This is a genomic window from Paucibacter sp. PLA-PC-4 (assembly GCF_026241155.1).
Classification (GTDB): domain Bacteria; phylum Pseudomonadota; class Gammaproteobacteria; order Burkholderiales; family Burkholderiaceae_C; genus Roseateles_E.
In genome coordinates, this window is record NZ_JAPFGP010000016.1 from 1 (window position 1) to 23,295 (window position 23,295).

The 23,295-nt window shown below is 61.2% G+C and carries 19 protein-coding genes; 7 read left to right on the top strand and 12 right to left on the bottom strand.

From position 1 onward, the window contains the following. Nucleotides 1-260: 260 nt before the first annotated feature. The gene (locus OOZ63_RS21780) at nucleotides 261-1,136 is read right to left on the bottom strand and encodes a ThiF family adenylyltransferase (protein WP_266007720.1); all 876 of its coding nucleotides are present in this window, start codon (nucleotides 1,134-1,136) and stop codon (nucleotides 261-263) included. Nucleotides 1,137-1,303: 167 nt separating this feature from the next. Between OOZ63_RS21780 and OOZ63_RS21785 the strand changes: the two genes are divergently transcribed. The 3 genes from OOZ63_RS21785 to OOZ63_RS21795 all read left to right on the top strand — a co-directional run bounded on the left by OOZ63_RS21785 (nucleotide 1,304) and on the right by OOZ63_RS21795 (nucleotide 4,229). Further along, a complete protein-coding gene (locus tag OOZ63_RS21785; RefSeq protein ID WP_266007722.1) occupies nucleotides 1,304-2,398 on the top strand; it encodes a nitroreductase family protein in 1,095 nt (364 codons plus the stop codon). Then, complete coding sequence (locus tag OOZ63_RS21790; RefSeq protein ID WP_266007723.1) at nucleotides 2,395-3,243, top strand: EamA family transporter; 849 nt, start codon at nucleotides 2,395-2,397, stop codon at nucleotides 3,241-3,243. The genes OOZ63_RS21785 and OOZ63_RS21790 overlap by 4 nt, the downstream gene beginning before the upstream one ends. A gap of 110 nt (nucleotides 3,244-3,353) precedes the next feature. Continuing rightward, nucleotides 3,354-4,229, top strand: a complete 876-nt coding sequence (locus OOZ63_RS21795; RefSeq protein WP_266007724.1) for a PEP-CTERM sorting domain-containing protein — start codon at nucleotides 3,354-3,356, stop codon at nucleotides 4,227-4,229. 108 nt (nucleotides 4,230-4,337) lie between these two features. On the opposite strand, the gene OOZ63_RS21800 is transcribed toward OOZ63_RS21795, so the two are convergent. The 11 genes from OOZ63_RS21800 to OOZ63_RS21850 form a co-directional block, all read right to left on the bottom strand. Continuing rightward, nucleotides 4,338-5,483 carry a glycosyltransferase gene (locus tag OOZ63_RS21800; RefSeq protein ID WP_266007725.1) on the bottom strand — a complete coding sequence of 382 codons (1,146 nt, stop codon included), beginning with the start codon at nucleotides 5,481-5,483 and terminating at the stop codon, nucleotides 4,338-4,340. 67 nt (nucleotides 5,484-5,550) lie between these two features. Beyond that, a complete protein-coding gene (locus OOZ63_RS21805) occupies nucleotides 5,551-6,234 on the bottom strand; it encodes a S1C family serine protease (protein ID WP_266007726.1) in 684 nt (227 codons plus the stop codon). An 83-nt stretch (nucleotides 6,235-6,317) separates the two neighbouring features. Further along, nucleotides 6,318-7,610 carry a GNAT family N-acetyltransferase gene (locus tag OOZ63_RS21810; RefSeq protein ID WP_266007727.1) on the bottom strand — a complete coding sequence of 431 codons (1,293 nt, stop codon included), beginning with the start codon at nucleotides 7,608-7,610 and terminating at the stop codon, nucleotides 6,318-6,320. Nucleotides 7,611-7,697: 87 nt separating this feature from the next. Continuing rightward, the gene (gene prsT, locus OOZ63_RS21815; RefSeq protein ID WP_266007729.1) at nucleotides 7,698-10,487 is read right to left on the bottom strand and encodes an XrtA/PEP-CTERM system TPR-repeat protein PrsT; all 2,790 of its coding nucleotides are present in this window, start codon (nucleotides 10,485-10,487) and stop codon (nucleotides 7,698-7,700) included. A gap of 19 nt (nucleotides 10,488-10,506) precedes the next feature. Next, nucleotides 10,507-11,871 (bottom strand): PEP-CTERM-box response regulator transcription factor, encoded by a 1,365-nt coding sequence (gene prsR, locus OOZ63_RS21820; RefSeq protein ID WP_266007730.1) that lies wholly within the window; start codon nucleotides 11,869-11,871, stop codon nucleotides 10,507-10,509. Next, the gene (gene prsK / locus OOZ63_RS21825) at nucleotides 11,868-13,976 is read right to left on the bottom strand and encodes an XrtA/PEP-CTERM system histidine kinase PrsK (RefSeq protein ID WP_266007731.1); all 2,109 of its coding nucleotides are present in this window, start codon (nucleotides 13,974-13,976) and stop codon (nucleotides 11,868-11,870) included. Before prsK ends, prsR begins: the two co-directional genes overlap by 4 nt. 68 nt (nucleotides 13,977-14,044) lie before the next feature. Next, nucleotides 14,045-15,463, bottom strand: coding sequence for a TIGR03013 family XrtA/PEP-CTERM system glycosyltransferase (locus OOZ63_RS21830; protein ID WP_323055775.1), 1,419 nt, complete (start codon nucleotides 15,461-15,463; stop codon nucleotides 14,045-14,047). A 535-nt stretch (nucleotides 15,464-15,998) separates the two neighbouring features. Further along, complete coding sequence (locus tag OOZ63_RS21835; protein ID WP_266007732.1) at nucleotides 15,999-17,141, bottom strand: branched-chain amino acid ABC transporter substrate-binding protein; 1,143 nt, start codon at nucleotides 17,139-17,141, stop codon at nucleotides 15,999-16,001. Between the two features lie 189 nt (nucleotides 17,142-17,330). Beyond that, a complete protein-coding gene (locus tag OOZ63_RS21840) occupies nucleotides 17,331-17,759 on the bottom strand; it encodes a hypothetical protein (RefSeq protein WP_266007733.1) in 429 nt (142 codons plus the stop codon). Then, nucleotides 17,756-18,184, bottom strand: coding sequence for a DNA polymerase III subunit chi (locus tag OOZ63_RS21845; protein WP_266007734.1), 429 nt, complete (start codon nucleotides 18,182-18,184; stop codon nucleotides 17,756-17,758). Before OOZ63_RS21845 ends, OOZ63_RS21840 begins: the two co-directional genes overlap by 4 nt. A 25-nt stretch (nucleotides 18,185-18,209) precedes the next feature. Further along, nucleotides 18,210-19,670, bottom strand: coding sequence for a leucyl aminopeptidase (locus tag OOZ63_RS21850; protein WP_266007735.1), 1,461 nt, complete (start codon nucleotides 19,668-19,670; stop codon nucleotides 18,210-18,212). A gap of 28 nt (nucleotides 19,671-19,698) precedes the next feature. Between OOZ63_RS21850 and lptF the strand changes: the two genes are divergently transcribed. Genes lptF through OOZ63_RS21870 form a run of 4 tightly spaced genes read left to right on the top strand, consistent with a single transcriptional unit; the run spans nucleotide 19,699 to nucleotide 23,265 of the window. Then, the gene (gene lptF / locus OOZ63_RS21855; protein WP_266007736.1) at nucleotides 19,699-20,820 is read left to right on the top strand and encodes an LPS export ABC transporter permease LptF; all 1,122 of its coding nucleotides are present in this window, start codon (nucleotides 19,699-19,701) and stop codon (nucleotides 20,818-20,820) included. Next, nucleotides 20,817-21,926, top strand: a complete 1,110-nt coding sequence (gene lptG / locus OOZ63_RS21860) for an LPS export ABC transporter permease LptG (RefSeq protein ID WP_266007737.1) — start codon at nucleotides 20,817-20,819, stop codon at nucleotides 21,924-21,926. Before lptF ends, lptG begins: the two co-directional genes overlap by 4 nt. A gap of 20 nt (nucleotides 21,927-21,946) precedes the next feature. Further along, the gene (locus OOZ63_RS21865) at nucleotides 21,947-22,324 is read left to right on the top strand and encodes a sirohydrochlorin chelatase (RefSeq protein ID WP_266007738.1); all 378 of its coding nucleotides are present in this window, start codon (nucleotides 21,947-21,949) and stop codon (nucleotides 22,322-22,324) included. Beyond that, a complete protein-coding gene (locus OOZ63_RS21870) occupies nucleotides 22,321-23,265 on the top strand; it encodes a CysB family HTH-type transcriptional regulator (RefSeq protein ID WP_266007739.1) in 945 nt (314 codons plus the stop codon). The genes OOZ63_RS21865 and OOZ63_RS21870 overlap by 4 nt, the downstream gene beginning before the upstream one ends. The last annotated feature ends 30 nt before the right edge of the window (nucleotides 23,266-23,295 follow it).

A 23,295-nucleotide genomic window follows, 5' to 3' on the forward strand; every position in this document is an offset into this window, starting at 1 on the left:
CTGGTCGCACGTCACGGCCGTCACGCTCAACCCGGAGCGCGAATCGGTCGTCACTGCGGCCTCGCGTTCCCGAAATACTCAGCCATTGGCTGCATGAATGAGGCGACAGGTAGCTTGACGCGCGCCGCGAACCACCCGGTTCACAGGCCGCGATTGCACCTCAGCCCCAGCAACAAGGCTATCCCCCGAGTAGGGGCGTGCAGCGCAGAACTGCCCACCCAAAGCGGCCTCAACTGGCCGGACGCCGCGAGCAATTCGGCTTACTTGCTGCGTCCTCGCAACACCGGTCGGATAAAGCTCAGCAGCAATTGCTGCAGCGGATTTGCGTTGCCCAGGGGGCGCCAGGCAAAGCTCAACTTCTGGCGATACCCATCGAACTGCAGCGACCACGGCGCCGCGCGCAGCGCGCCGCGCCCCAGCAAGACCTTCAACACCGAAGTCCCCATCATCCCAGCACAGAGGTCGCAGGCCATCATGGTCGATGGCCCCCGCTTCTCAACGAAATTCACCGCCTCGGGCACCACAAGGTAGGAGCGCTGCAGCATGGCCGGAGACAGCCCAGCGATGAATCGCGCGTATTGCTCCTGCTTGTTATGACCTTCGAGCCGAAAGTAATTCTCAAAACTCAGCCCTCCCGGCTTGAAGTACAGCAAAGAAACACCCATGCCAAGCGGGGCGGCCGTCAGCGCCGGAATATTGCGCTCGTGACACAGCTGAAACAAGCTGCGCCGTGCATCGATGGCGAAAACGTCGATGCCGTCCACGTAGACATCGACATCAGCCAAGAACTCGCCAATATTCTCAGCAGTGACGCCGGCCGGATACACCCGCACATCGGCCTCGGGATTGATGTCCTTGACCATTTCGGCCAGCACTTGCGCCTTCGGACGCCCCAACGTCGACATCGTCGCACCAACTTGGCGGTTGAAATTGTGGACTTCGAAATCATCGAAGTCGGCAATATTGAACTTGCTCAGCCCCAACCTCGCCAGGGTCAGCAAATGAGCCCCACCAACCCCACCCAGCCCGGCTATCGCCACCCGCGCCTGACGCAGCCGCGCCTGCTCTGCGTCGGAGACCCAGCCGATATTTCGCGAAAAGGCGCGCTCATAATCAAAACTCAATGTCGGCTCCAAGTGCACCTCTTTTCTTCCGGCCGTCAATGGCGCGGCACCCTCATCATCGGCAGTTCGCAAGCAGCTGTAAATCCAAACACAGCCCCGGCGCACTCAAACCTGCCTTGCGCAGCTTTTTTGAGGAGCCTTTGTATACCATGTGCAACCTCTTCTGAAGCACCCGCACCATGCCGACTCGCGACCAAGTTCTGCAGATTCTGGACCTCGCTCGTTGGGCACCCAGTGGCGACAACACTCAACCCTGGCGATTCGAGATCATTGCGCCCGAGCACGTCGTTGTGCACGGGTTCGATACGCGCGAACATTGCGTCTATGACCTCGACGGGCATCCAAGTCAGATTTCCCTGGGAGCCCTGCTTGAGACCGCTGCGATCGCCGCGAGCGCCCATGGCCTAGGCCTGGAGATCAGCCGACGAAACGAGCTGCCGGAATCAACGCCCACCTTCGATGTGCACTTGCACGCGGATCCGAGCGTGAGGCCTGATCCACTGATCGATCAGATCGAACGACGCAGCGTGCAGCGCCGGCCGTTGAGCACCCGGGCGTTGAGTGCGGCCGAGAAACAGCAGTTGCAGGATTGCTTGCCGGCTGGCTACAAGGTGCATTGGCTCGAGGGCTTTACCAACCGGCTGCAGACCGCCCTGCTGATGTTTCGCTCGGCCCGGCTGCGCCTGACCACGCCCGAAGCCTACCGTGTGCATTGCGACATCATCGAATGGGATTGCCAGTTCAGCGCCACCAAGGTCCCCGATCAGGCCTTGGGCGTCGATGCGGCCACGACCCGTCTGATGCGCTTCGTGATGAAGAGCTGGGGTCGGGTGCAGTTTTTCAACCGATTCCTAGCCGGCACCTGGGCGCCTCGGCTGCAGATGGATTTTGCCCCCAGCCTGGCTTGCGCGGCTCACTTTGTGCTGTACGCACCTTCTCAGCCCAAGACCGTAGATGACTACGTCCATGCCGGCCGGGCCATGCAGCGCTTCTGGCTGAAAGCCACGGAGCTACAGTTGCAGCTGCAGCCGGAGGTAACACCGCTCGTCTTCGCAAGATATGCCAGAGAGCAACGACCTTTCTCTACCATCGGTAACGCCATGGCGGCTGCGGCCGACGTCAAGGCTCGCCTTGAACTGCTGATCGGCGCTGAATTGGCTCGCACAGCGGTTTACATGGGGCGAGTCGGCGCTGGCCCGAACCCCAGTTCGCGCTCGTTACGCCGCCCCCTGGAAGACTTGATCATCAACAGGCCAGCGGGAGCCTCATCATGATCGTGGTGATCACCACGTTGCTGGCGACGCTCTTCATCCAGCTGGGCTACTTTCTGTGGAAACTCTCCGCCGAGCACCAACCCAAGATCGGACAAGCCTCCTGGCGCAGTGTCGCCACATCACTGCTGACGGACTGGCGCTGGCTGCTGGGCCTGGGCAGCACGATCATTGGCTGGGTGCTCTTTGTCCAGGCGACCGCCTTGGGCGAAATCTCGCTGGTTCAACCCCTGATGTCGGCAGGTGACGTGCTGCTGGTCTTGATGGCGGTTGTGTTCCTGAAAGAGCGGATGAACCGCGCGGAATGGCTGGGCCTGGCACTGACAGTGGCAGGCGCATTGGCGCTGTCCTGGCAGGCCGAAGCCAAGCCATTGATCGCCCCCGACATCACCAGTCTGCTGATTGCGGCTGCCGCACTGACCATTGGTGGAGGCATTATTCTTTCTCTGGGCCGGCGGTCGAGCCAGAGAGAACTTCCTTTGGCCATCGTCGTCGGCTTGGCGTTTGGCATGGGCGCGGCGCTGACCGAAGCGCTGACCGCCCAGCCGCAGAGCGGAGACAACGCGCTTTCGCTGCAGACTTTGACCAACCCTTTGCTACTCGGAGTGGTGGTTTTCAACATCGCGGGCCTGATACTGCTTCAAGCTGCGTTCCAGCGCGGGCGAGCCTCACTCATCGTGCCGGTTCAACTTGCGCTCGCCAATCTGGTGACCGTTGCCATCGGGGCAACGGTTTTCGCCGAGCACATCAGCCCGGCCCGAGCCACGGGCATCGCGCTGATTTTGCTGGGCGCGGTCATGCTGCACCGCCACCAAGGAATTCCTGATGGGCAAGCACTGTCGGAATAATTTACACCGCCAATCCCCTTGGACCGATAAACCCGCGAACCAAGCCCCTAAGTGATTGATTTAAATAACAAAAATATCGCTGGCACGAACTCTGCTTAGAAGATGCACGGGTGGGCTGCCCCTTCGAGCAGCTTTTCGATAAGGAGATGGATATGACGATTCTGCGCAAAGTTGCACTGGCAGCCGCACTGACCCTGGCCGGTCACGTTGCTCACGCTGGTGTTGTGATTGATGACTTCTCTGTCAATCAAGGTACCCTGGCTACTGGCGTCCTGCTGGACAACGTGACCGACGCCAATGGCGTCTTTAGCCGCGTTTCTGGCCCGGCTGCCAGCATTCTCGGCGGCCAGCGAGACATTTTTGTCATCAAGAATGGTTCTGTCGCGTCTGACAACACTGGCGCTGGCATCCAAGCCTCGGCCAATGGCGGCGTGCTGAGCTACAGCACCGCTGCAGGCACTCACGGTCAAGCCTATGTTCGCTGGGACGGCAGCGTGCTGGGTGACATCGGCGCAACCGCATCGACCAAGGCTGGTTTCGAGGCCCAACTCGACTACACGGGTCTGGGTGGACAGAACCTGGCAGCGACCGCCAATGCATTCAAGATTGACGTGCTTGAGTCGGATCTGGGCTTTGACTTCACCATCGAGGTCTACACCAGCGCCACTCAGTGGACCAAGCTGATCTTGCAATCCTCCGCTGTCAATGGCGGCGTGCCGGACCAGGGCGCGATCTCGTTTGCCGATTTCGTCGGCCCGAACGCCGTGCTGCCAAGTGGCGCGATCCGCATCTCCGCCGGTGGTGGCGCTGACTTGAGCAATGTCGGTGCCCTGCAAACCGTCATCAACTTCAGCGGCAGCACGACCAAGATCGACTTGGAACTCGACCTGATCAAGACCGTTCCGGAACCGGCATCGCTGGCACTGGTTGGTGCTGCTCTGTTCGGCCTGGGCTGCGCTCGCCGCCGTCGTAGTGTGCAAAGCTGATCGGTTCTCACCGATAAGCAAAAAAAGGGCGCCTCGGCGCCCTTTTTTGTTGTCAATCGTTTGAGTTCAGGACGGATCCGAAACCTCCATCTCGGGCAGACCCCGCAGTCAGCTCGCTGTCACAGCGACCTCTCTGTAGCTGGACTCCATCAAGTCAACCACTGACTCGGCCTCGTATTGTGTCGACTTGCGTCGACCCGCAGCACCGAAGGCAGCCCTTAGACCAGCATCGGCGGACAACTGCACCAACCGATCAGCTAGCTCCTGGTCATTCTCCGGCTCGACCAGGAAGCCATTGACACCCTCATCGACCAACTCTGTCGCGGAGACCACGCTGCGAGCAACCACAATCGGCTTGGCAAACCACATGGCCTCCATCGCAACAAGGCCCTGGGTCTCGACCCACGACGGCAGAACAAACACATCGCAAGCTGCGTAGTGGCGGGCCAGCAGATCATGGTTTAGAAAGCCAAGGAACTTGACCCGATCTTGAATGCCCAGGGCCGCACATTGCCGTTGAAGCGAATCAAGATCGGCGCCTGCCCCGGCTATAAGCAGCTGAGCATCCGTCACCCGCTTCAGCATGAGCGCGAAACTACGCAGCAAGAAGGGGATGTTCTTCTCTGGATTCAAGCGCCCGGCAAACATCACCACATAGCCTGCTTCTTTGGCCATCGGTTCGACCGATTTCGGGTCCGCAAAGTCGACCGGGTTACTGATGAAGTGCACCGGCGTATGGATGCCTTTGCCCGGCAGTTGATCAGCCAGGTTCTTGGACACTGAGATCAGCAGATCGACGCGGTTGCAGATCGAGACAATCTTGCGAACAATGAGGCGTCGGAACGGCCGCATCGGTAGCGGTTGCGTCAGATGATCCTCTGTCATGTGATAGGTGTAGACCTGCTTGAGCCCCAGCCGTTTGCAGACCTTGAGCGCTCGCAGCAGCATCACTCCCAGATAGTGATGATGGACCACATCGGGTTGTATCTTGCGCAGCAGGCGCTCAATCTCTGCACTCGAAGGCAGAGCCTGATAGAAGCCGAATAATTTGAGAGTCGCCACGCGATAGACCTGCACACCGCGCCAGACTTCATGCTCAGGCTCTCCGGGCCGACGCGAGGTAATGATGCTGATGCGGTGGCCACGCCGGCTGAGATGACCCGCGACCGCCTGCAAATGCGTCCCGACCCCGGTCGCTCCGGGTAGGAAATCATCCGACAGCATGCATATCGACAAGGGCTGTACCTGGCTCATGGCGGACCTTGCGTTGTGGCAGTGAAAGATATGTTGATTGGCGAAGGCCGGCAGCGCCGGGCTTTTGCTAGCGCTTGGCGAGCAATCGAGCCGCGTAATGCGCAGGGATGGCGTAGCTGATTCCCGTGGGCTGGGTCAATGCGGTCTCCTTGCTGCCCTTGATGAAGACCATATTGACGATGCCCAGCACCTCGCCAGTATCCAGATTAAATACCGGACCGCCGCTATTGCCGGGGTATGCCGTAGCATCCAACTGGAGAATATCGAATGCGCCCTCGCGCAATTGGCGTATCGCCCGTGCATTGAGTGTCTGAGCGCTGGGTGGTGGCAAGGCAATGCTCGTGATCGCCGCGACGATGCCCCGGTGGGTCACCGGTGAAAAACCCAGGGCACCACCGACCGGAAATCCCATCAAGGCAATCGCCTGCCCTTCTTGAGCAATGGCGCTTTGACTCAGCTGCAGTGCCGGAACCTCGGGGCCATCAAAGCGCAGCAGCGCCAGATCATGCGCATGGTCAAGGCTGAGCACCGTAGCTGACCGCATGCCCCAGCGTCCATCGCCTTGCGGCACCTGGATCACCAGCTTGCGCTGCCGCTCTTCATCCGAGGCCGGTGGCAGCACATGGGCATTGGTGATCGCATGTCGACCGTCATCGACAACAAAACCGGTGCCACGGAAAGCGAACCGGGGGCTGTCAGTCTCCGCATAGGTGCCGACCAATAGCAACGACGGTTTTGCGCGCTTGATCAAGGCCGGCAGATCGGCACTCGCCGGCGCCGCCCACAGAGACAGGCTGGCGATACAGCACGCCTGGAGAAGTAGGAGCCGGCGCTTCATTGCATCAGATCATCCGAGGTCTGCCCGACCTCGAGTGCAGCCACGCACTGGCGCCAGATGCGGTCAGGCTCGTCGAGCCTGAAACCGATGAAGACACCGGCCTCGGTCTCTCGCCGCCGCACCGCCGAGACCGTAACCGTTGAATGCTCGGATTTGCCAAGCTCTATCGTTGCCTCGCCTGACCGGCCGAGTTCCAGATCCAATTTGCATTCCGCCTGGAAGCCCGACAGCGAGACCTCGATGACATGCAATACAAAGGGTCTCTTGCCCTCTGGGGTATCAAAGGTCACCACCCCGGGACAACGGATTGAGTAGCGCTGATGCTGACGCAAGGGATGTCCAGCCACCGCGTCCCCGCGCAGCATCGGCAGCACCGATCGATAGTCCACCAAACCGTAGATGGACCAAAGCAGTGCCTTCTTCCGATCATCCAGTTCCTCAAATACCTTGCTCTTCTTGTTGAAGAAGTGGTCCAGCAGGGCCGGTGTCATGACCGGATCATTGGTCGTGAAATAGCGTCGCCGCGGCAGTTGGATATTCTCGAGCTTGAGCTGAAAGAAATACTTGTGCAGATTTTTGCGAGCGGCTCGGCCCCGATAGCCGGCGCGAAAAACATCCGATGCATGCTTGAGGTCAAGCGTGGCGCCGACAGCGGGGGCACCATTGGCGAAGTCGTAGTTGTCTACCACGGTCTCCTGCAAACGCTGGAAAAACAACAATGCCTCATAGAGCTCGATCCGCTCGGGATTCACCGCGATCACCAGATGTCGGGTGTCGAAGAACTCGGTGCAATATTCGTGCATGAACTTCATCAGCGGGAACAGGATGGCCCCACCCGTCTTACGGAAGTCCGGATGAACCGCCAATGCGGAAATCTCGGCGATCTGACCGCCTTGAGCCCGCACATGTTCTAGATCAAACACCGACTGCAACGGAAAACCAAACACCCCTTCTCTGATCATCGATATGGTGCCTACCACGCGCCCATCGTACTTGGCACACAGCGTCGTGGTGGTAGGCAAAGCGTGATAAGGCGTGATGCGCATGCCCGAGGGCTCGGGCTTCATGAATCCGCTGGCCACATAAGCATCGTGGAGAATTTTGAAACAGTCTTCGAGTTCTTCGCGCGTTTCGGCAATTTTCAGTTGTAGCCGAGCATCGGGCTCGGGATCGCAATCAACCATCCGACGGTAGATTTCAAAACGTGCCGGCGCCGGCAAAACGCCGAAAAGGCGCCGCAGTCCATGGTGAAACTTCTTCCTAAAGCTGGATCGCTGAATTTGCGTCATGCCACATTCTCCGTTGGCCGCCTTCTACCCCGATGCGGTTGAGGCTAACAGAGCCCAGTGTCACTCACAAGCTGTCACATTTGCGGCTCAGAGTTCTGACTGCAGTTTTTTCACCTCATTGTGCTGGGCAAACTTATCGCCGAGTTCAGCCAGTTTCTTCAGCTCCTCCTGGGCCGCCGATTTCTGCCCGGCCCGTAGGTAGTAGCGCGCCAGATGCAGTCGGTGCAAATGCACCTCGGGCGCAAGTTTCACGGCTTGCTGTTGAACCTCTAGCGCCTTATCGAACTGGCCGGCATCGGCATGAATCTCCGCCAACGTATCCATGAAGGGAGGTTGATTGGGACGCAAGCGATTGGCCTTTTCTGCATATGCCAGGGCCCCGGGCTTCTTGGTTGTCTTCAGCAGCCAAGCCACATTGTTATTGGCGGCCGGGTTGTCGGGTTGGAGCTTGAGGACCTCCTGATAGAACGTCAGGGCCTGGCCATGATCGGAGGTCAAGAGCGCACTGTCCCCGAGGTAGAAGACAAACGCACTGTCCTTGGGACGATCTTTGCGCCATGCCGCCTCGAAGGTGGTGGCCTCTGCCCTCTTGCCTGCGGCCATCAAGCTGCGATGCAGTTTGATGGCCAAGTCGGTCTGAGCACGCTTGTCCAGGCTGCTGCGGTATGCGGCCGCAGCCTTGGGCCAGTTCTTCTGCTGGGCTTCGAGATCCCCCTCCAGCTCGTAGCCGGCAGGGTTCTGGGGGCTTTGCTGTTGCAAGCTGCGTACTTGCGCTCGGGCTTCGCTGATCTTCCCCGCTGCAATCTCCAAGGTCAGCAGGCCGGTATGGGCGGGCACGAAATCAGGCTTGATACTCAACGCCCTTTTGTAGCTTTGCGCCGCCGCTGCCTGGTTCTTGCCAGCCAGATGCAACTCGGCAATACGCATGAAGGGTTGAGGCGATGTGGGCTGCAAAGAAGCCATCTTGTTGAAGGCAATCAAGGCCTGATTGCTGTCGCCGGTCGCCATCTGGACCTGCCCGAGCAATTCTTGCAACTCGGCACTATCGGGCAAGGCTGCCACCCCTTCCTGAGCCGCCGCGAGCGCGAGCTTGTTCTCCTTGCGCTCAAGCTGCAGTCGCACCAAAGCAGCACGAGGTGCCAACGCTTCGGGATTCTGTTTGACCGCCTTGGTCAAAAGCTCGATCAGCTCAGCCGGCTGTGCGCCGGCCTGAGCCCGCAAGCCAACGATGGCCATCTGGGCCTGCACATGCCGCGGGTCCGCCTCCAACATCTTCTCGAAACGCTTGATAGCGAGTTCGGGCTTCTTGTCCGCGACGTCCATTGTGGTCAAGCTGCTCGCGGCCGGGAAGTACACCGGATCTGCCTTCAAGGCCGCCTCGAAAGCCGAACGAGCCTGCGCTTGATTGCCACGCCGGAGCTCGACGCCGCCGCGCAGCATGGGCGCCAGGGGTTTGTTGGGCTGCTTGCGCTCGAGCGCATCGATCGCCTGCAAGGCCTTCTCGCTCTCACCCTTGCGCACCAAGGCGCTGATCAAAGCCAGGTCGGCCGTTGCACCGCTGTCCTCTGCCGAGATGGCCCGCAGCTCGTCGAGACCTTGGTCGCTGCGGCCTTTGCCGATGTTGGCTACAGCCAGGGCTGTGCGGCTGCGAGCGTCTTGAGGATTGAGCTTGACCGCTTGCTGCAGATACTCCTCGGCCTGCTTGGCATTGCCCAATTGAAAGTGCGCTTCGGCAGCCGCCGCAAAGATGTCGGCATCTCCTTTGTCATCATTGAGCGCTGGCTGTAGCACGGTCAGCGCCTTGGCAGCCTCGCCTGCACGCAAATGAGTTCGAGCGAGCAACACCCGGACGCGCTTTGTATTGGGCGCTAGCCGAAGCGCCTTGTTCAGATGACTCTCCGCCTGTAGCAAGGCCCCTCGGCGAAACTCGATTGCACCCGCAAGGAACTGAACTCGCCCGTCTTCGGGTGCCCCTTTCAGCAAGACCTGCACGTTTTCTCGCGCGGTCTTCAGGTCGCCGGATTCCATCGCTTGATTAGCGGTGAAAAGGCGCAGCTGAGGGTGATTGGGCAAGGCAGCCTTGAAGTCGGCCAGCGCCTTGTCGATCGCCGTCCGTTCACCCTTTGCGCTGAGCAGAGACAACAAGCCGTTGTGAGCAGCGACATTGCTTTTGTCGAACTTCAATGCCTCTCGGAATGCTGTGATCGCCTCATCGTTTCGCCCGGCGAAAGCCAGCAACTCGCCCTTGAGCTGCCAGCCCTCGGCGAACTCGGCATGCTTGGAGAGCACCGACTCCAGGGCCGGCAAGGCCAGTGCCGTACCGCCCGAACCGGCCAGCAGGCGCACCTGGACCAGCTGAGCGCTCACGTTCCCAGCATCGAGTTTCAAAGCCCGATCGATACGACTCCTTGCCTCGTCCTGGTTGCCGCGCAAGGCGTATACGGTTGCCAGCGTCGTCTGCAGATCGGCCATTGGTTTGGCAGCGGCCAGTTCGACCTTGGCATAGTCCGCGAGCAGCTTGTCGAACTGCAGTTGCAAAGACAAAGTCCGCGCCAGCAATGCTGTCAGCTCATCATTCGCATAGCCGAGCTCGCGTGCCTTGCCAAGCTCAATCACCGCGCCGCTGACATCGCCACTTTCGAGCAATATTTTGCCAAGCAGGAAGCGCGCCTCCGCCAGATTGGCATTGCCCTGCAAGGCATTCTTCAGCTGTATCACTGCCGCCTTGTTGTCCTTCTTCTCCAGATGGCTTTTGGCCGAGGCCAGCAACTGCTCGGGCGAGTCGCTGAAACATCCCGTCATCGACAGGGCAGCCAACCACGCGACCAAGGTCTTCGTGCCCACGCTGGTGCGCTTGGATACTTGCTTTACTTTCACTGCGCTCTCCCCTTCGGTGTTACTTGATCTGCAGCCTGCTCATCAGGTCGTACAAGGTCGGGCGACTCACGCCCAGTATCTCGGAGGCCTTGACGATGCTGCCATCGGCACGTGCCAGCGCCGTCACGACGGCTGCACGCTCGGCACGCTCTCGGACGGTACGCAGATCCAAGGTCGCAATCGCCTCATCGGGATCCCCCGCGGGCTGCGGCAAACCGAGATCCTCCCCACTGAGGCGATCGCCATCAGCCATGATCGCTGCGCGCTTCATCAAATTCTGCAGCTCGCGGACATTCCCGGGCCAGTGATAAGCCTCAATCATGCGGACCGCCTCTTCACTGAGGATCAGCTGGCTGCGGCGCTGCTCAGCCGCATAGCGCCGCAAAAAGGAATGACATAGCAGCACCGCATCGCCCTGACGCTGGCGAAGCGGCGGGATCTCGACGACGATCTCGGCCAGGCGGTAGTAGAGATCCTCACGAAAACGCCCCTCGGCGATCAGTTGCTTCAGGTCCTGGTGAGTGGCTCCGACGACGCGAACATCGATGGCGATCTCCTGCCGACCGCCCACCCGCTCCACCGTGCGCTGCTGCAGAAAACGCAACAGCTTGGCTTGCAAGGCATGGGGCAGATCGCCGATCTCGTCCAGCATCAAGGTGCCGCCGTTGGCCGTCTCGATCTTGCCAATGGTCGTTTTGTTCGCACCGGTGAACGCCCCGCGCTCATAGCCGAACAGCTCGCTTTCCAGCAGGTTCTCCGGAATGGCTGCACAGTTGATCGCGACAAAGCGACCTTTGCGCTTGGAGGCGTCGTGCAGCCCCTGGGCCAGCAGCTCTTTACCGGTACCACTCTCGCCCAGCAGCAGCACGGTTGCATCACTGGGCGCTACTTTTTCAATCGTCCGGCAAAGCTTCTGCATCTGCGCATCGCGCGTGACCAAGCCACCCAGCGCCTCGCTTTGCTGCTGGGATTGCAGGCGCTTGTTCTCCTGCTGCAACTCGTAGAGCCGATAGGCGCGCTCGACCGTCAAGCTCAGCACATCGGGATCGACCGGCTTAGCCAGGAAATCGTACGCACCAAGCCGAATGGCTCGCAGCGCATTGTTTTGGTCGTTTTGGCCTGTCAGCACAATGACTTTGACGCCAGGGTCGAGCTCAAGCATCTTCTCCAGCAGCTTGAAGCCCTCGGTCACCGAGTCCTGGTCGGGCGGCAGGCCCAGATCCATCGTGACTACGGCAGGCGAGTGGCGCCGGAACTGCAGCAGCGCCGACGGGCCATCGTCAGCCAGCACCGACTCGAAACCATCGAGCGACCACTTGATCTGTTTCTGCAAAGCCAAGTCGTCTTCGACGATCAGCAGCGGTTGTTGGCGGGGTGTTGTCATTTGGCGCCGAGCATACCCAGGTCCGAGGCCTGCGAGGCACGGAACAGTGGGAGCAAGATGGTAATTCTCGTGCCACGATCGATTTCACTGTCCACGTTGATCTTGCCTCCAAGTTCGTTCAGGTACTGGAAACTCTCGAAGGCGCCGATGCCCATGCCGCTGGACTTGGTGGTTTGAAAGGGCTTGAACAATCGGGTTCGGATGAATTCCTCGGACATGCCGCACCCCGTGTCGCCCACCTCGATGCGCGCATAACTGCCCTCGACGTTCAGTTGCAGCCACACCCGACCCTGCTCGGGGGTCGCGTCAAAGGCATTCTGCACCGCATGTCCGATGACCCTTTCAACCCGCTCCTCATGGCCGCGGGTGCTTGCCGCAGCCTGAATATCCAGCTGCAACTCCCGACCTTTGCTCTGGGCAGCAACAGCAAGGCGTCGCGCAATCGGCGCCAGGTCCACCCCGCGCGACAGGCCATGAGGAGACTCCCCTTCACGCAGCTGCAGCATCAATTGACGCATCTTCTCCAACGAGTTCTCGACCGTTGCCAGCATGTCTTCCTGAAACTCCGGGTTGTCGCGCAGTCGGCGCGCATTTTTCATCATCAAGGACAGCTGGGTGACGATGTTCTTCAGGTCATGCACCACAAAGGCCGACATGCGATTGAAGGCGTCGAACTTGCGCGCCTCCAGCAGCGCCTCGGTGGCCTGCATCTGGGCAAGATAGCTGGAAGCTTGGCTGCTCGCCGTGCGCAACAGATCCCGAACCTCCCAGTTGAGCTCCAAGGGCGTGCGGGGTCTGCTGAGCAACACGAAACCGATCAGGTCGGCACCGACCACCAGGGGCACCAGCAGCCAGCACCGAGCATCCTCAAGCAACCAGGCCGGGCATTCAAAGCCGGGATAGCTTTGCGGCGAGCGCCGCAGTTCGTCGAAGTCAACAATCCAGTGACGCTGGCGAAGGAACTGCGCCATTGGCGAATCCGCTGGCTCGCGCTCGTTGCGCGCAGGCATATTCCAGTGCGCCGACTGCGAATACTCGGCCTGCACGCCATGCCGTAGCCACAAAGTACCTGCTGGGCTCTCTACCAGATTGGCCAAACCCTTGATCACCGAGATGCCCAACTCCTGCGGCGAACTCTGAGACGACAGCATCGCCGTGAAACGCAGCCATTCCTCGCGATAGTCATAGCGATAACTAAAAAAGTTCTTGCTGATATACACACGCAGCTTGGCTCGCATGGCACCCGATAGCAGCACCATCACCAAGGCCAGCAGACCGACCACCATCAGCGCCATCTGCAAGGCACGCCCCCAGTTTCCACCGGTGTAGCGAACGTAGTAGCCAACTGCCGAAACGAGTAGGAGGTAGGCGCCAGCGATCAGCAGTGTCGCCGAATGGAACACTGCCGCACGAGAGACGTGCAGTTTGGAGAGCCAGTCTTTGTGCCGACGTGAGGCGATAAACAGCAAGGGTGCAGCAATCGCGTGCACTGCGGGACGTATGCCAATTGCATCCCCATCAAACTGCCTGAACAGCGCAGCCTGGGAGTAGGTATAGAGGTCGAAGATGAAGAGCGCGCCCAGGGCGAGGCAAACAGGCTTGGCGCTCCAGCGAGCATCGCCCTTGATACTGCGCAGCAACTGCTCGACCAGCATCAGGCCCACAACAGCGAGAGCCAGACCAGAGAATGCAACGGGACGCTCGAGTTCGGAAATTCGATAAGGGCCGAACTCCTGGATCAGTTGCAGACCCAGCGCCAGCAACAGAGCTGCGATTGCTGCAAGAGGCAATGCACGCTGCGGACGCTCGGCCGATGCCGGCCGCAACAGCAACAAAATGAAGCCAAACCAGAGGCCGTAGCGCAAGATATCGGCGATCGGCAGCAGCAAATCACCCAGCCATCGCCAAGGGCGGTGATGCGCCCCCAAGCCGATCGCAGACCAGACCACACTGGCCAGCAAAGCGGCACAGAAAAGCCAATTGGCTGGCGTCAGGCGATCACCGATGCGCCACAGCCGCCCCGCATACAGGGCGAAGAGGCCGACGTAGCACAGGCAAGCCAGCCCGTAGGACAGCAGGCTGATATTGAATTCCCCGGCTAGCATGCCTCAGTCAACCATGCGGGATCAGGCGGAGCCGGTCGGCGGCATCGAGCCGCCAAGTCGACCTGGAATCAGCGGGCACCCTTACCCGTCAGCACAACCGCCACCGTTTCCAACATGATCAGCAGATCCAGGAACAGGGTGTGGTTCTTCACATAGTAGAGGTCGTACTGCAGTTTCTCGACCGAATCCTCGACCGTTGAGCCGTACTCGTAACGAACCTGTGCCCAGCCGGTGACGCCGGGCTTGACGCTATGGCGCACCGCGAAATAGGGAACTTGCGCGACCAGTTCGTCGACAAAGTACTGGCGCTCTGGCCGCGGGCCAACGAGGCTCATCTCGCCCTTCAGCACATTGATCAACTGCGGCAGTTCATCGATGCGCACCCGGCGAATGAACCGGCCCACGCGAGTCACCCGGTCGTCATTGACGCTGGCCCAACGCGGCTTGCCGTCTTTCTCGGCATCGGTACGCATGCTGCGGAACTTGATGACCTTGAAAACCTCGCCGTTGAGCCCGACGCGCTCCTGGCGATAGAAGATCGGGCCGCGAGACTCCAACGCCACCATCACCGCGGTAACAAGCATGATAGGTGCGGCCAGCAGCAGGATCAGGGCCGAAAACACCAGGTCAAAGCTGCGCTTCACGGCAGTACGAATCACCCCTTGATTGAAACCGTCGCCAAAAATGAGCCAGCCGGCATTGACATGGCTGATCTTGATCTGAGCCAAGGTCTTTTCAAAGTAAGTGGCGATGTCGACGACACGAACGCCATAAAGCTTGCAATCGAGCAACTGCCGCAGAGGCATGCTGCCACCACGACGCTCCGACAGTGCCACGACAATTTCGTCGACACCCAGGCGCAAGGCCGTTTCGGTCAAACTGCCCTGAGCCTCGATCAACTGCGAGCGAGGCACGGCAGGTTCGACCTCATTGGGACCGGCGAAGTAACCGACGATCTGGGCATGAGGATCCGCAGCCCGGAGCGTGTGACCCACGGTCTTGGCCGCCTCACCGGAACCGAAGATCAAGATCTTTGTTTTGGTCTGCGACTGGGACACCGAGTGCGCGGCATAGACCCGGTGCACCAACACGGCAGCTACCGACGCCATGGCCGCAAAGGTCATCAAGTCGCGGTTGTCTGCACTCGTCGGAAGAAAACTGAAAATTCCGTAAGCCAGCGGCAGGGCCACCAGCAAAGCAAGCAGGCCGCGTGCGCAGGACTCGGTCACCGAGCGGTTGTGCACATGCTGGTAAAAACCCGTAGCCGAATTGATCACAAACATGCAGCCAGCCAGCGACAGCCCTTGGGAGGCCGCGAACGGGATGACCTGACCGGCGCCCTCGCCCTGACTCAGCACCACCGCAAACACAGCCACGATGATCAGGCCCAGATCAAAGAAAACCTGGAGCAGCGTACGCCGATGCAAATAGTGATTGAATATTCGAACCATGCTTATCCCCAATCGCTGGACTCGGCAGCTGGACACTGCTTCCGAGTTTGATTTCCGCCTGCCTCAAAACGGTTTACCGTCGTTGAGGAACTGCCTGCCGGCTACCCTGGCTCGGTGCATGCGGCCTTTCTAGCCACCCATCTCGAACCGAACGGGACCCGAACTGCCTGGCAGGCCGAAATCGGAAATCCGCATTGCGCCCGAATCATGCCCGCCTGACCCTCTCTTGAAAGCCCCCCGTTTAAAGGGTGCGCTGTCCTTGAAAGCGGGGAACTGATCTTGACTGCCAAACCGCAATCCCCACCCCCGACAGCACAGGCAAACAAGCGTTCGAAAACCAGTCGACTCCGAGGCGTTGACGGCAACCCGAACCTGCCAGTGACGCAGTAGAACGCATTTGGATGTGCCGTTGACATGGCGGCTGGCCGGTCGCGTGCGTATTGCACAAGCTCGCATCATTGCGCGGCCTCGCGCCGAACAACGCTTGCCTGAACGCAACAAAAAAAGCGCCCACCGAAGTGGGCGCTTTGGCTCAGTGTCGAAAAACGACGATGGTCTGAGCGGAACTCGCTTAACGCACGACAGCGATTTGCTGACGGGCACCGGCCTTGTAGGTGAACAGGGTCAGTGCACCGTTCTTGATATCGCCCTTGTTGTCGAAGGAGATCGTGCCGGTCACGCCCTTGTAGCCGTCGGTCTTGGCCAGCACCGGCAGGTACTTCGCAGGCTCGGCCGAACCGGCCTTGACCATCGCATCGACCATCACATTGACCGAGTCATAGACGTAAGGTGCATAGATCTGCACATCGGCCTTGTACTTGGCCTTGAACTTGGCCTTGAAATCGTCCATCGACTTCTTGGACTCGCCCTCGACGCCACCTGCTTCGGCGCAGACCACCTGGTTGTCGGCCATCGTGCCGGCCGCCAGCTTGGGAAGTTCGCCCGAGCAGATGCCATCGCCGCCCATGAACTTGGCTTCGATGCCCAACTGCTTCATCTGGCGCAACATCGGGCCAGCCACCGCATCCATGCCGCCGAAGAAGACCACATCGGGCTTCTTGGCCTTCAAGGAGGTCAGGATGGCGGTGAAGTCCGTGGCCTTGTCGTTGGTGAACTCGCGACCGACGACCTTGCCGCCCGCGCCCTTGACACCTTTCTCGAACTCATCAGCCACGCCCTGGCCGTAGGCCGTGCGGTCATCGATCACCGCGATCGACTTGCCCTTGAGCTCCTTGACGGCGTACTTGCCCAGCGTGCCACCCAGGTGCACGTCATCGGCCACGACGCGGAAGGCAGTCTTGTAGCCGTTGCGGGTGAACTTCGGGTTGGTCGCCGAAGGGCTGATCTGCGGCACACCAGCGTCGCTGTAGACCTTGGAAGCCGGGATGGAAGTGCCCGAGTTCAGGTGGCCGATCACGCCGTTGACCTTGGAGTCCATCAGCTTTTGCGCCGCTGCCGTGCCCTGCTTCGGATCGCCGGCATCGTCTTCGGCCAGCAGCTCGAACTTGGCCTTCTTGCCGCCGATGGTCACGCCCTTGGCGTTCAGATCATCAATGGCCATGCGGGCGCCCAACTCATTGTCCTTGCCCAGGTGGGCAATCGCGCCGCTGGTCGGGCCGACATGGCCGATCTTGACGACCAGCTCTTGCGACATCGCGGTGCCGCTCAGCACCACAGCGACCGCGCCAACAATCATATTCAACTTAACTTGCATGAATTACCTCCGAGTTGGAAGAAGGAGAGCTATTGCTGTTGAGATATCAACCCAAGGAACATAACCGAAATCAGAACGCTTCTCCATGGGGAAAGCGCGGGCCTGAAAGCGGGTTTAGCCACAGATTGAATTCGAACTCAGCCTTGCCAGAACGCGGATTCCAGGCCATGGTTGACAGGGTCATCCGAGCTAGCCATCCTGGCGCTCGCGTTGGAGCCAATCTTGTACGGCGCGCTCCACCATCTGCTCCACCATCTGCTCCACCATCTGCTCCAGACGAGGCGCCAGATGCTGGCGCAACTCCAGCATCAAAGACTCTTGCAGCTGTGCGGTCGCATGCTCCAGCGCAGCACGCAAGCTGTGTTCCAGCAACTCATCGAGGCCCTGATTCAGCGAAGGTCTCAAGGCCTCACGCAGCCGGTCTACCGTCGCAGCCATAGGTTCCGGCTCAGCGCTAGGCTCAGCAACTGACGGCGCTGCAGCAAAGCCCAGATCCAGCTCGAAATCCACTTCGTCGTGGACCGGCCCAACGCTTGCCGCTGGCGGCATTGACTGCCAGCTGCCTTCGTCCAGCACCTCGGTCAGCGTCGGTACGACGCGCGGCGGATGCGGGCTCAAGCGCCAACCTCGTGATGCGTGACCTCGTGGCCTCCGGCCTTGTAGGTCTTGAAGCGCTGGCGGCCCGCCTGCACCTGCTCGGGCTCGCGCGACACCACCTCCAGCACACGCTGGAACTTCTCGAAGTCCTCGGGCAGATCGGGCCCCAGATTCAGCAACACCTCACGATGTGGCTGCTCGCTGGCCCGCTCGGCCAGCACAATCGATGTGGCGGCCAGCAGGGCGGGCTGGGCGCTGCCGTGCCAGCGCAGGTGCGGCACGAACTCGGTCGGCTCGAAGCTCCACAGCGCGGCATCCAGCCGGTCCAGCAGCGGAGCTGGACCGACCACGGTCACCTTGGCGCCGCTTTGCTGCGCCTTTCGCAGCAAGCGGCACAGAAAGCTCAGGCGCTCCGGCACATGGGTATAGAAGCTGACAGCCGTCATGCCGGCCTGCCCCGAACCATCCTCATCACCGCGCGTGGGACAGCACGAAGTGTGTCAGCAGGCCGACCGGGCGACCCGTGCTGCCCTTGGCGCCGCCGCCCTTCCAGGCGGTGCCGGCGATGTCCAGATGGCCCCAGCGGTACTTTGAGGCGAATCGCTGCAGGAACTTGGCCGCTGTGATCGAGCCGCCTTCGCGACCGGCCACATTGGCCACATCGGCAAAATTGCTCTTCAGTCCCTCTTCGTACTCGTCGTCCAGCGGCATACGCCAGCAGGGATCGAGCGCCGCCTCACCGGCTGCTGACAGCGACGCCGCCAGCTCGTCGTCGCTGGCATACATGCCGCTGCGCACGCCGCCCAGCGCGATCACGCAGGCGCCGGTCAGTGTGGCCACATCCACCACCACCGCAGGCTTGAAGCGCTCGGCATAGGTCAGCGCATCGCACAGGATCAGCCGGCCTTCGGCATCGGTGTTCAGGATTTCGATGGTCTGGCCTGACATCGACGTCACGACGTCACCGGGCTTGACCGCACGCGCGCTAGGCATGTTCTCGCAGGCCGCGATGATCACCACCAGGTTCAGCTTGGGCTTGAGCTCGGCCACCGCGCGCAGCGTGCCCAGCACGCTGGCTGCGCCACCCATATCGAACTTCATCTCATCCATGCCGGCGCCCGGCTTCAGCGAGATGCCGCCCGAGTCGAAGGTAATGCCCTTGCCGACGAGGACTACCGGTGCGACCGTCTTTGCCGCACCCTCATAGCGAGCCACGATAAAGCGCAGCGGCTCGTCCGAGCCCTTGGCCACGGACAGGAAACTGCCCATACCCAGCTTCTCGACCGCCTTCTGGTCCATCACCTCGACCTTGATGCCATGGCTGCGGCCCAGGGCCTTGGTCTGCTCGGCAAGATAGCTCGGCGTCGCGTAGTTCGGTGGCAAATTGGCGGCCTCGCGCGCCACCGCAATGCCCGCAGCGATGGCCTCCCCGCGCGCCAGCCCCGTCTTGACCGTCTTTGCGTCGGCCTTATCGGCCAACAGGGTCAACTTGCCCAGCACAGCGGGCTTGGCCGCGCTGGGCTTGGTGTTGCGGTACACATAGAGCGCTTCAGCGGCAGCCAGCACGGTCTGCTCGACCAAACCCTCGCTGAGGCCCTCGATGCCAGCAAACGCAACGGCGGCGTGCGCCGCGCCACGGCTCTTGAGCGCCGTCACCGCCGCAAGCACAGCGGCGCGGGCGGCCTTGATTGAGGGCTTGCCAATGGCCGCCAGCACCAGGCGCGGAGCCTTGATCCCGGCCACGCGCTGCAGCACCAGCGTTTTGCCGGCCTTCAGCTCGAAATCGCCGAGCTTGATCGCGTCCTTGAGTGCCGAGGCAACGCTGGCATCCAACCCAGCCGGCACGGAATCGCCGCCGACCAGCAGGATCAAAGCATCGGCGTTGACGCCGGCCAACGCGTCCAAAGACGCAGACTGAGTACGGAAGTCCATAATGTCGTGGAATAAGTAAAGTGCCCGGATGTTATTCGATTCCACCGTACGCAAAGAGCTGGCGCGCAGCTTCGGCGTGACCCTCGTGGTCATCCTGACTATCGTCCTGACCATGATGTTGATCCGCACTCTCGGCCAGGCGGCGGGCGGCAGCGTGGCACCGCAGGACGTGCTGCTGCTGATGGGTTATGCCGCCCTGGGCCATCTGCCGACCATGCTCAGCCTGTCGCTGTTCATCGCCATCGTCGCAACCCTGGGCCGTATGTACCGCGAGTCTGAGATGACGATCTGGTTTTCCAGCGGGATAGGACTATCGCGCTTCGTCAAGCCGGTGCTACGCACCGCCTGGCCGGTGTTGATCGTGATCCTCGCGCTGGTGCTAGTGGTCTGGCCCTGGGGCAACCGAAACAGCGCCCAGCTCAGGGAGAGTTACGAGAAACGCTCGGATCTGTCGCGCGTCGCCCCGGGTCAGTTCCAAAGCTCGCGAGACGGCTCCCGAGTCTTCTTCATCGACCGCGACAGCGACGGCGGCAATGGCGGGAGGGTCGGCCGCAACGTCTTTATCCTCAGCAATACCGAGCACAGTGAGTCGGTCACGACCTCGCACAAAGGCCAGATCGAACTGGAGGACGGCGACCGTTACCTGGTGCTGGAGAAAGGCCAGCGCAACGAGATGAACCGGCAAAGCGGCGAGAAAAGCCTGGCCCGCTTCGAGCGCTACAGGCTGCTGGCCGACAGCCAGGTGATGCGCTCGGTGGAGGCCCTGCCACCCAAAGCTATGGACACACTGGACCTGCTGCGCAGCGCCAACTTGCGCCAACGCGGCGAGCTGACCTGGCGCCTGGGCATCGCGTTGGGCGCGGTCAATATGGTGCTACTGGGCATCGGTATGTCGGCAGCCAACCCACGCCGGGCCAATAACTGGAACCTGCTGTTCGCCTTGCTCAGCTTTGTGGTGTATTTCAATCTGATAAACCTGTCCCAGTCCTGGGTCGCCGCCGGACGTATGGGCATGGGCGGCGCGTTGACGACCGTGCATGGCGGTGCCCTCTTCATCGCCATGACCCTGCTGTGGCTGCGCGACCAAGGCAACCGGCTCCTGCTGCCCAGGCGCAACAGCGCCCGAACGACCAAGGGAGCCGCCGCTTGAGAACCGTCCGCAGCCTGCTCTACCGTGACATCCTGGGCTCGGTGCTGTTCGTCGTGCTGGCCTTCTTGTCGCTGTTCTACTTCATCGACTTTGTCGACGAACTCGACCGGCTGGGTCGCCGCGGGATCGGTGCCGGTCAGGCTGCCTGGCTGTCCCTGCTGGAACAGCCAGGCCACTTCTACGAGCTTTTCCCGATCGCGGTGCTGATCGGCAGCATCTACTCGCTGGCCCGCATGGCCCAGTCCAGCGAGTTCACGATTTTGCGCACCGGCGGCCTAGGCCCCGGTCGTGCGCTGAGCCTGCTGACCACTCTCGCTTTGGGCTTTGCAGCGCTGACCTTTGTGGTGGGCGACTACGTCGCCCCGCAGTTCGAGCGCCAGGCCGAGCAGCAACGCGCCCGGCTGACCGGCGGCGTCGCCCGCAGCGGCAACAGCGCCTGGCTTAAGGACAAGCAACAGATCGATGGCGTCGAGCGCAGTTACTCGGTCAATGTGCAGCGCGCCAAGGCGCCAGGTGAACTGGACAAGGTGCGCATCTTCGAATTCGACGCCCAAGGCAGCCTGATGTCGCGCACCGAAGCGGCCAGCGCCAAGGTCGAACCCAACGGCGTCTGGCGCCTCAGCGATGTCCTCCAAACCCGTTGGCAGGTTTCGGCAAACAGCACGCCTCAGGTCAGCGAGCTGAAGCTGCCCACGCTGGACTGGCCCAGCGGCCTGACCATCAACGTGATCAGCGCCGCCTTGCTGCCAGCCAAGACCATGTCGACCGCCGAGCTCTATCGCTACACCCAGCATCTGTCAGCCCAGGAGCAGTCGGCCCAACAGCATGACATCCAGTTCTGGCGCAAGGCCTTCTACCCCTTCGCCTGCCTGGTGATGGTGGCACTCGCCCTGCCCTTCGCCTATTTGCACGGCCGCGCCGGGGGCATCAGCCTGAAGGTCTTTGGCGGCATCATGCTCGGCATCAGCTTTGTGCTGCTGAATAATCTGGCCGGCCATCTGGGCCTGCTCAAGGGCTGGACGCCGTGGGCGGTGGCCGCCACGCCCAGTCTCATCTATCTAGGCATTTCGCTGGCCGCCTTTGGCTGGCTGGTGCGTTACCGCTGAACCACTGAATGGACCCAAAGATGGACGGCATCCTTTTGTTTGCCCATGGTGCACGCGACCCGGCCTGGGCCCGACCGTTCGAGGAGGTCTCGCGCCGTATCTGCGCGCAGCGGCCCGACATGCCGGTGAGCCTGGCCTACCTGGAATTCCTGTCGCCCGGCATCGCAGAGGCCGGGCAGCGCCTGGCCACCATGGGCTGCCAGCGCATCCATATCGTGCCTCTATTCCTGGGCGGCGGGGGCCATGTGCGGCGAGACGTGCCGCCACTGGTCGAGCAGTTGCGCCAGCAGCATGCCGGCGTGCAATGGCTACTGCACCCGGCCATCGGCGAGCAAGATCCCGTCATGCAAGCCATGGCCGAGGCCAGCCTGGCCTTCACCTGCGCACCCACCGCATGAACCTGCATCAATTCCGCTTTGTCCAGGAAGCGGCACGCCGCAACCTCAACCTCACCGAGACCGCGAAGGCCCTGTTTACCTCGCAGCCCGGCGTCTCCAAGGCCATACTGGAGCTAGAGGAAGAGCTGGGAGTCGACATCTTCTCGCGCCACGGCAAGCGGCTGCGCCGCATCACCGAACCTGGCCTGCAGGTGCTGAAATCGATCGAGATCATCATGCGCGAAGTCGGCAACCTCAAGCGCATAGGCGAGGAGTACTCGAAGCAGGACGCCGGCACCCTGTCGATCGCCACCACACACACCCAGGCCCGCTATGTGCTGCCAGGCCCGGTGTCCCAGCTGCGCCGCCAGTTTCCGCAGGTCCATGTCAGCTTGCACCAGGGCAACCCTGAGCAGGTCGCTCGCATGCTGATCGACGAGACAGCCGATGTCGGTCTGGCTACCGAGGCAATGTCCGAGCATGAGGAGCTGGTCTCGCTGCCCTGCTACGAATGGCAACATGTGCTGGTCGTGCCGGCAGGCCACCCGCTTGCCCAGATCGACCGGGTCAGCTTGGAGCAACTGGCGGCCGAGCCTCTGGTCTCCTATCACCCCAGTTTCACCGGCCGCACCCGCATCGACCGCGCCTTCGCAGCCCGACATCTGAAGCCAAATATCGTGCTGGAGGCAATCGACTCCGACGTTATCAAGACCTATGTCAAGCTGGGCATGGGCGCGGGCATCGTCGCCGAGATGGCGGTGCGAGAGGACCCGCCCGGCGGTGAACTGGTCTCGCGCCCGCTGGGCCATTTGTTTGGCCAGAACGTCGCCCGCATCGCCTTCAAGCGGGGCGCTTATCTGCGCAACTATGTCTACGCCTTTGCCGAGCTGCTGTCTGACCGGCTCGACAAAAAGCTGCTCGAGCGCGCGATGAGCGGCGACACCAGCGACTATGGACTTTGACGACTGCCTTTGATGGCTGCGTTTGTCTCC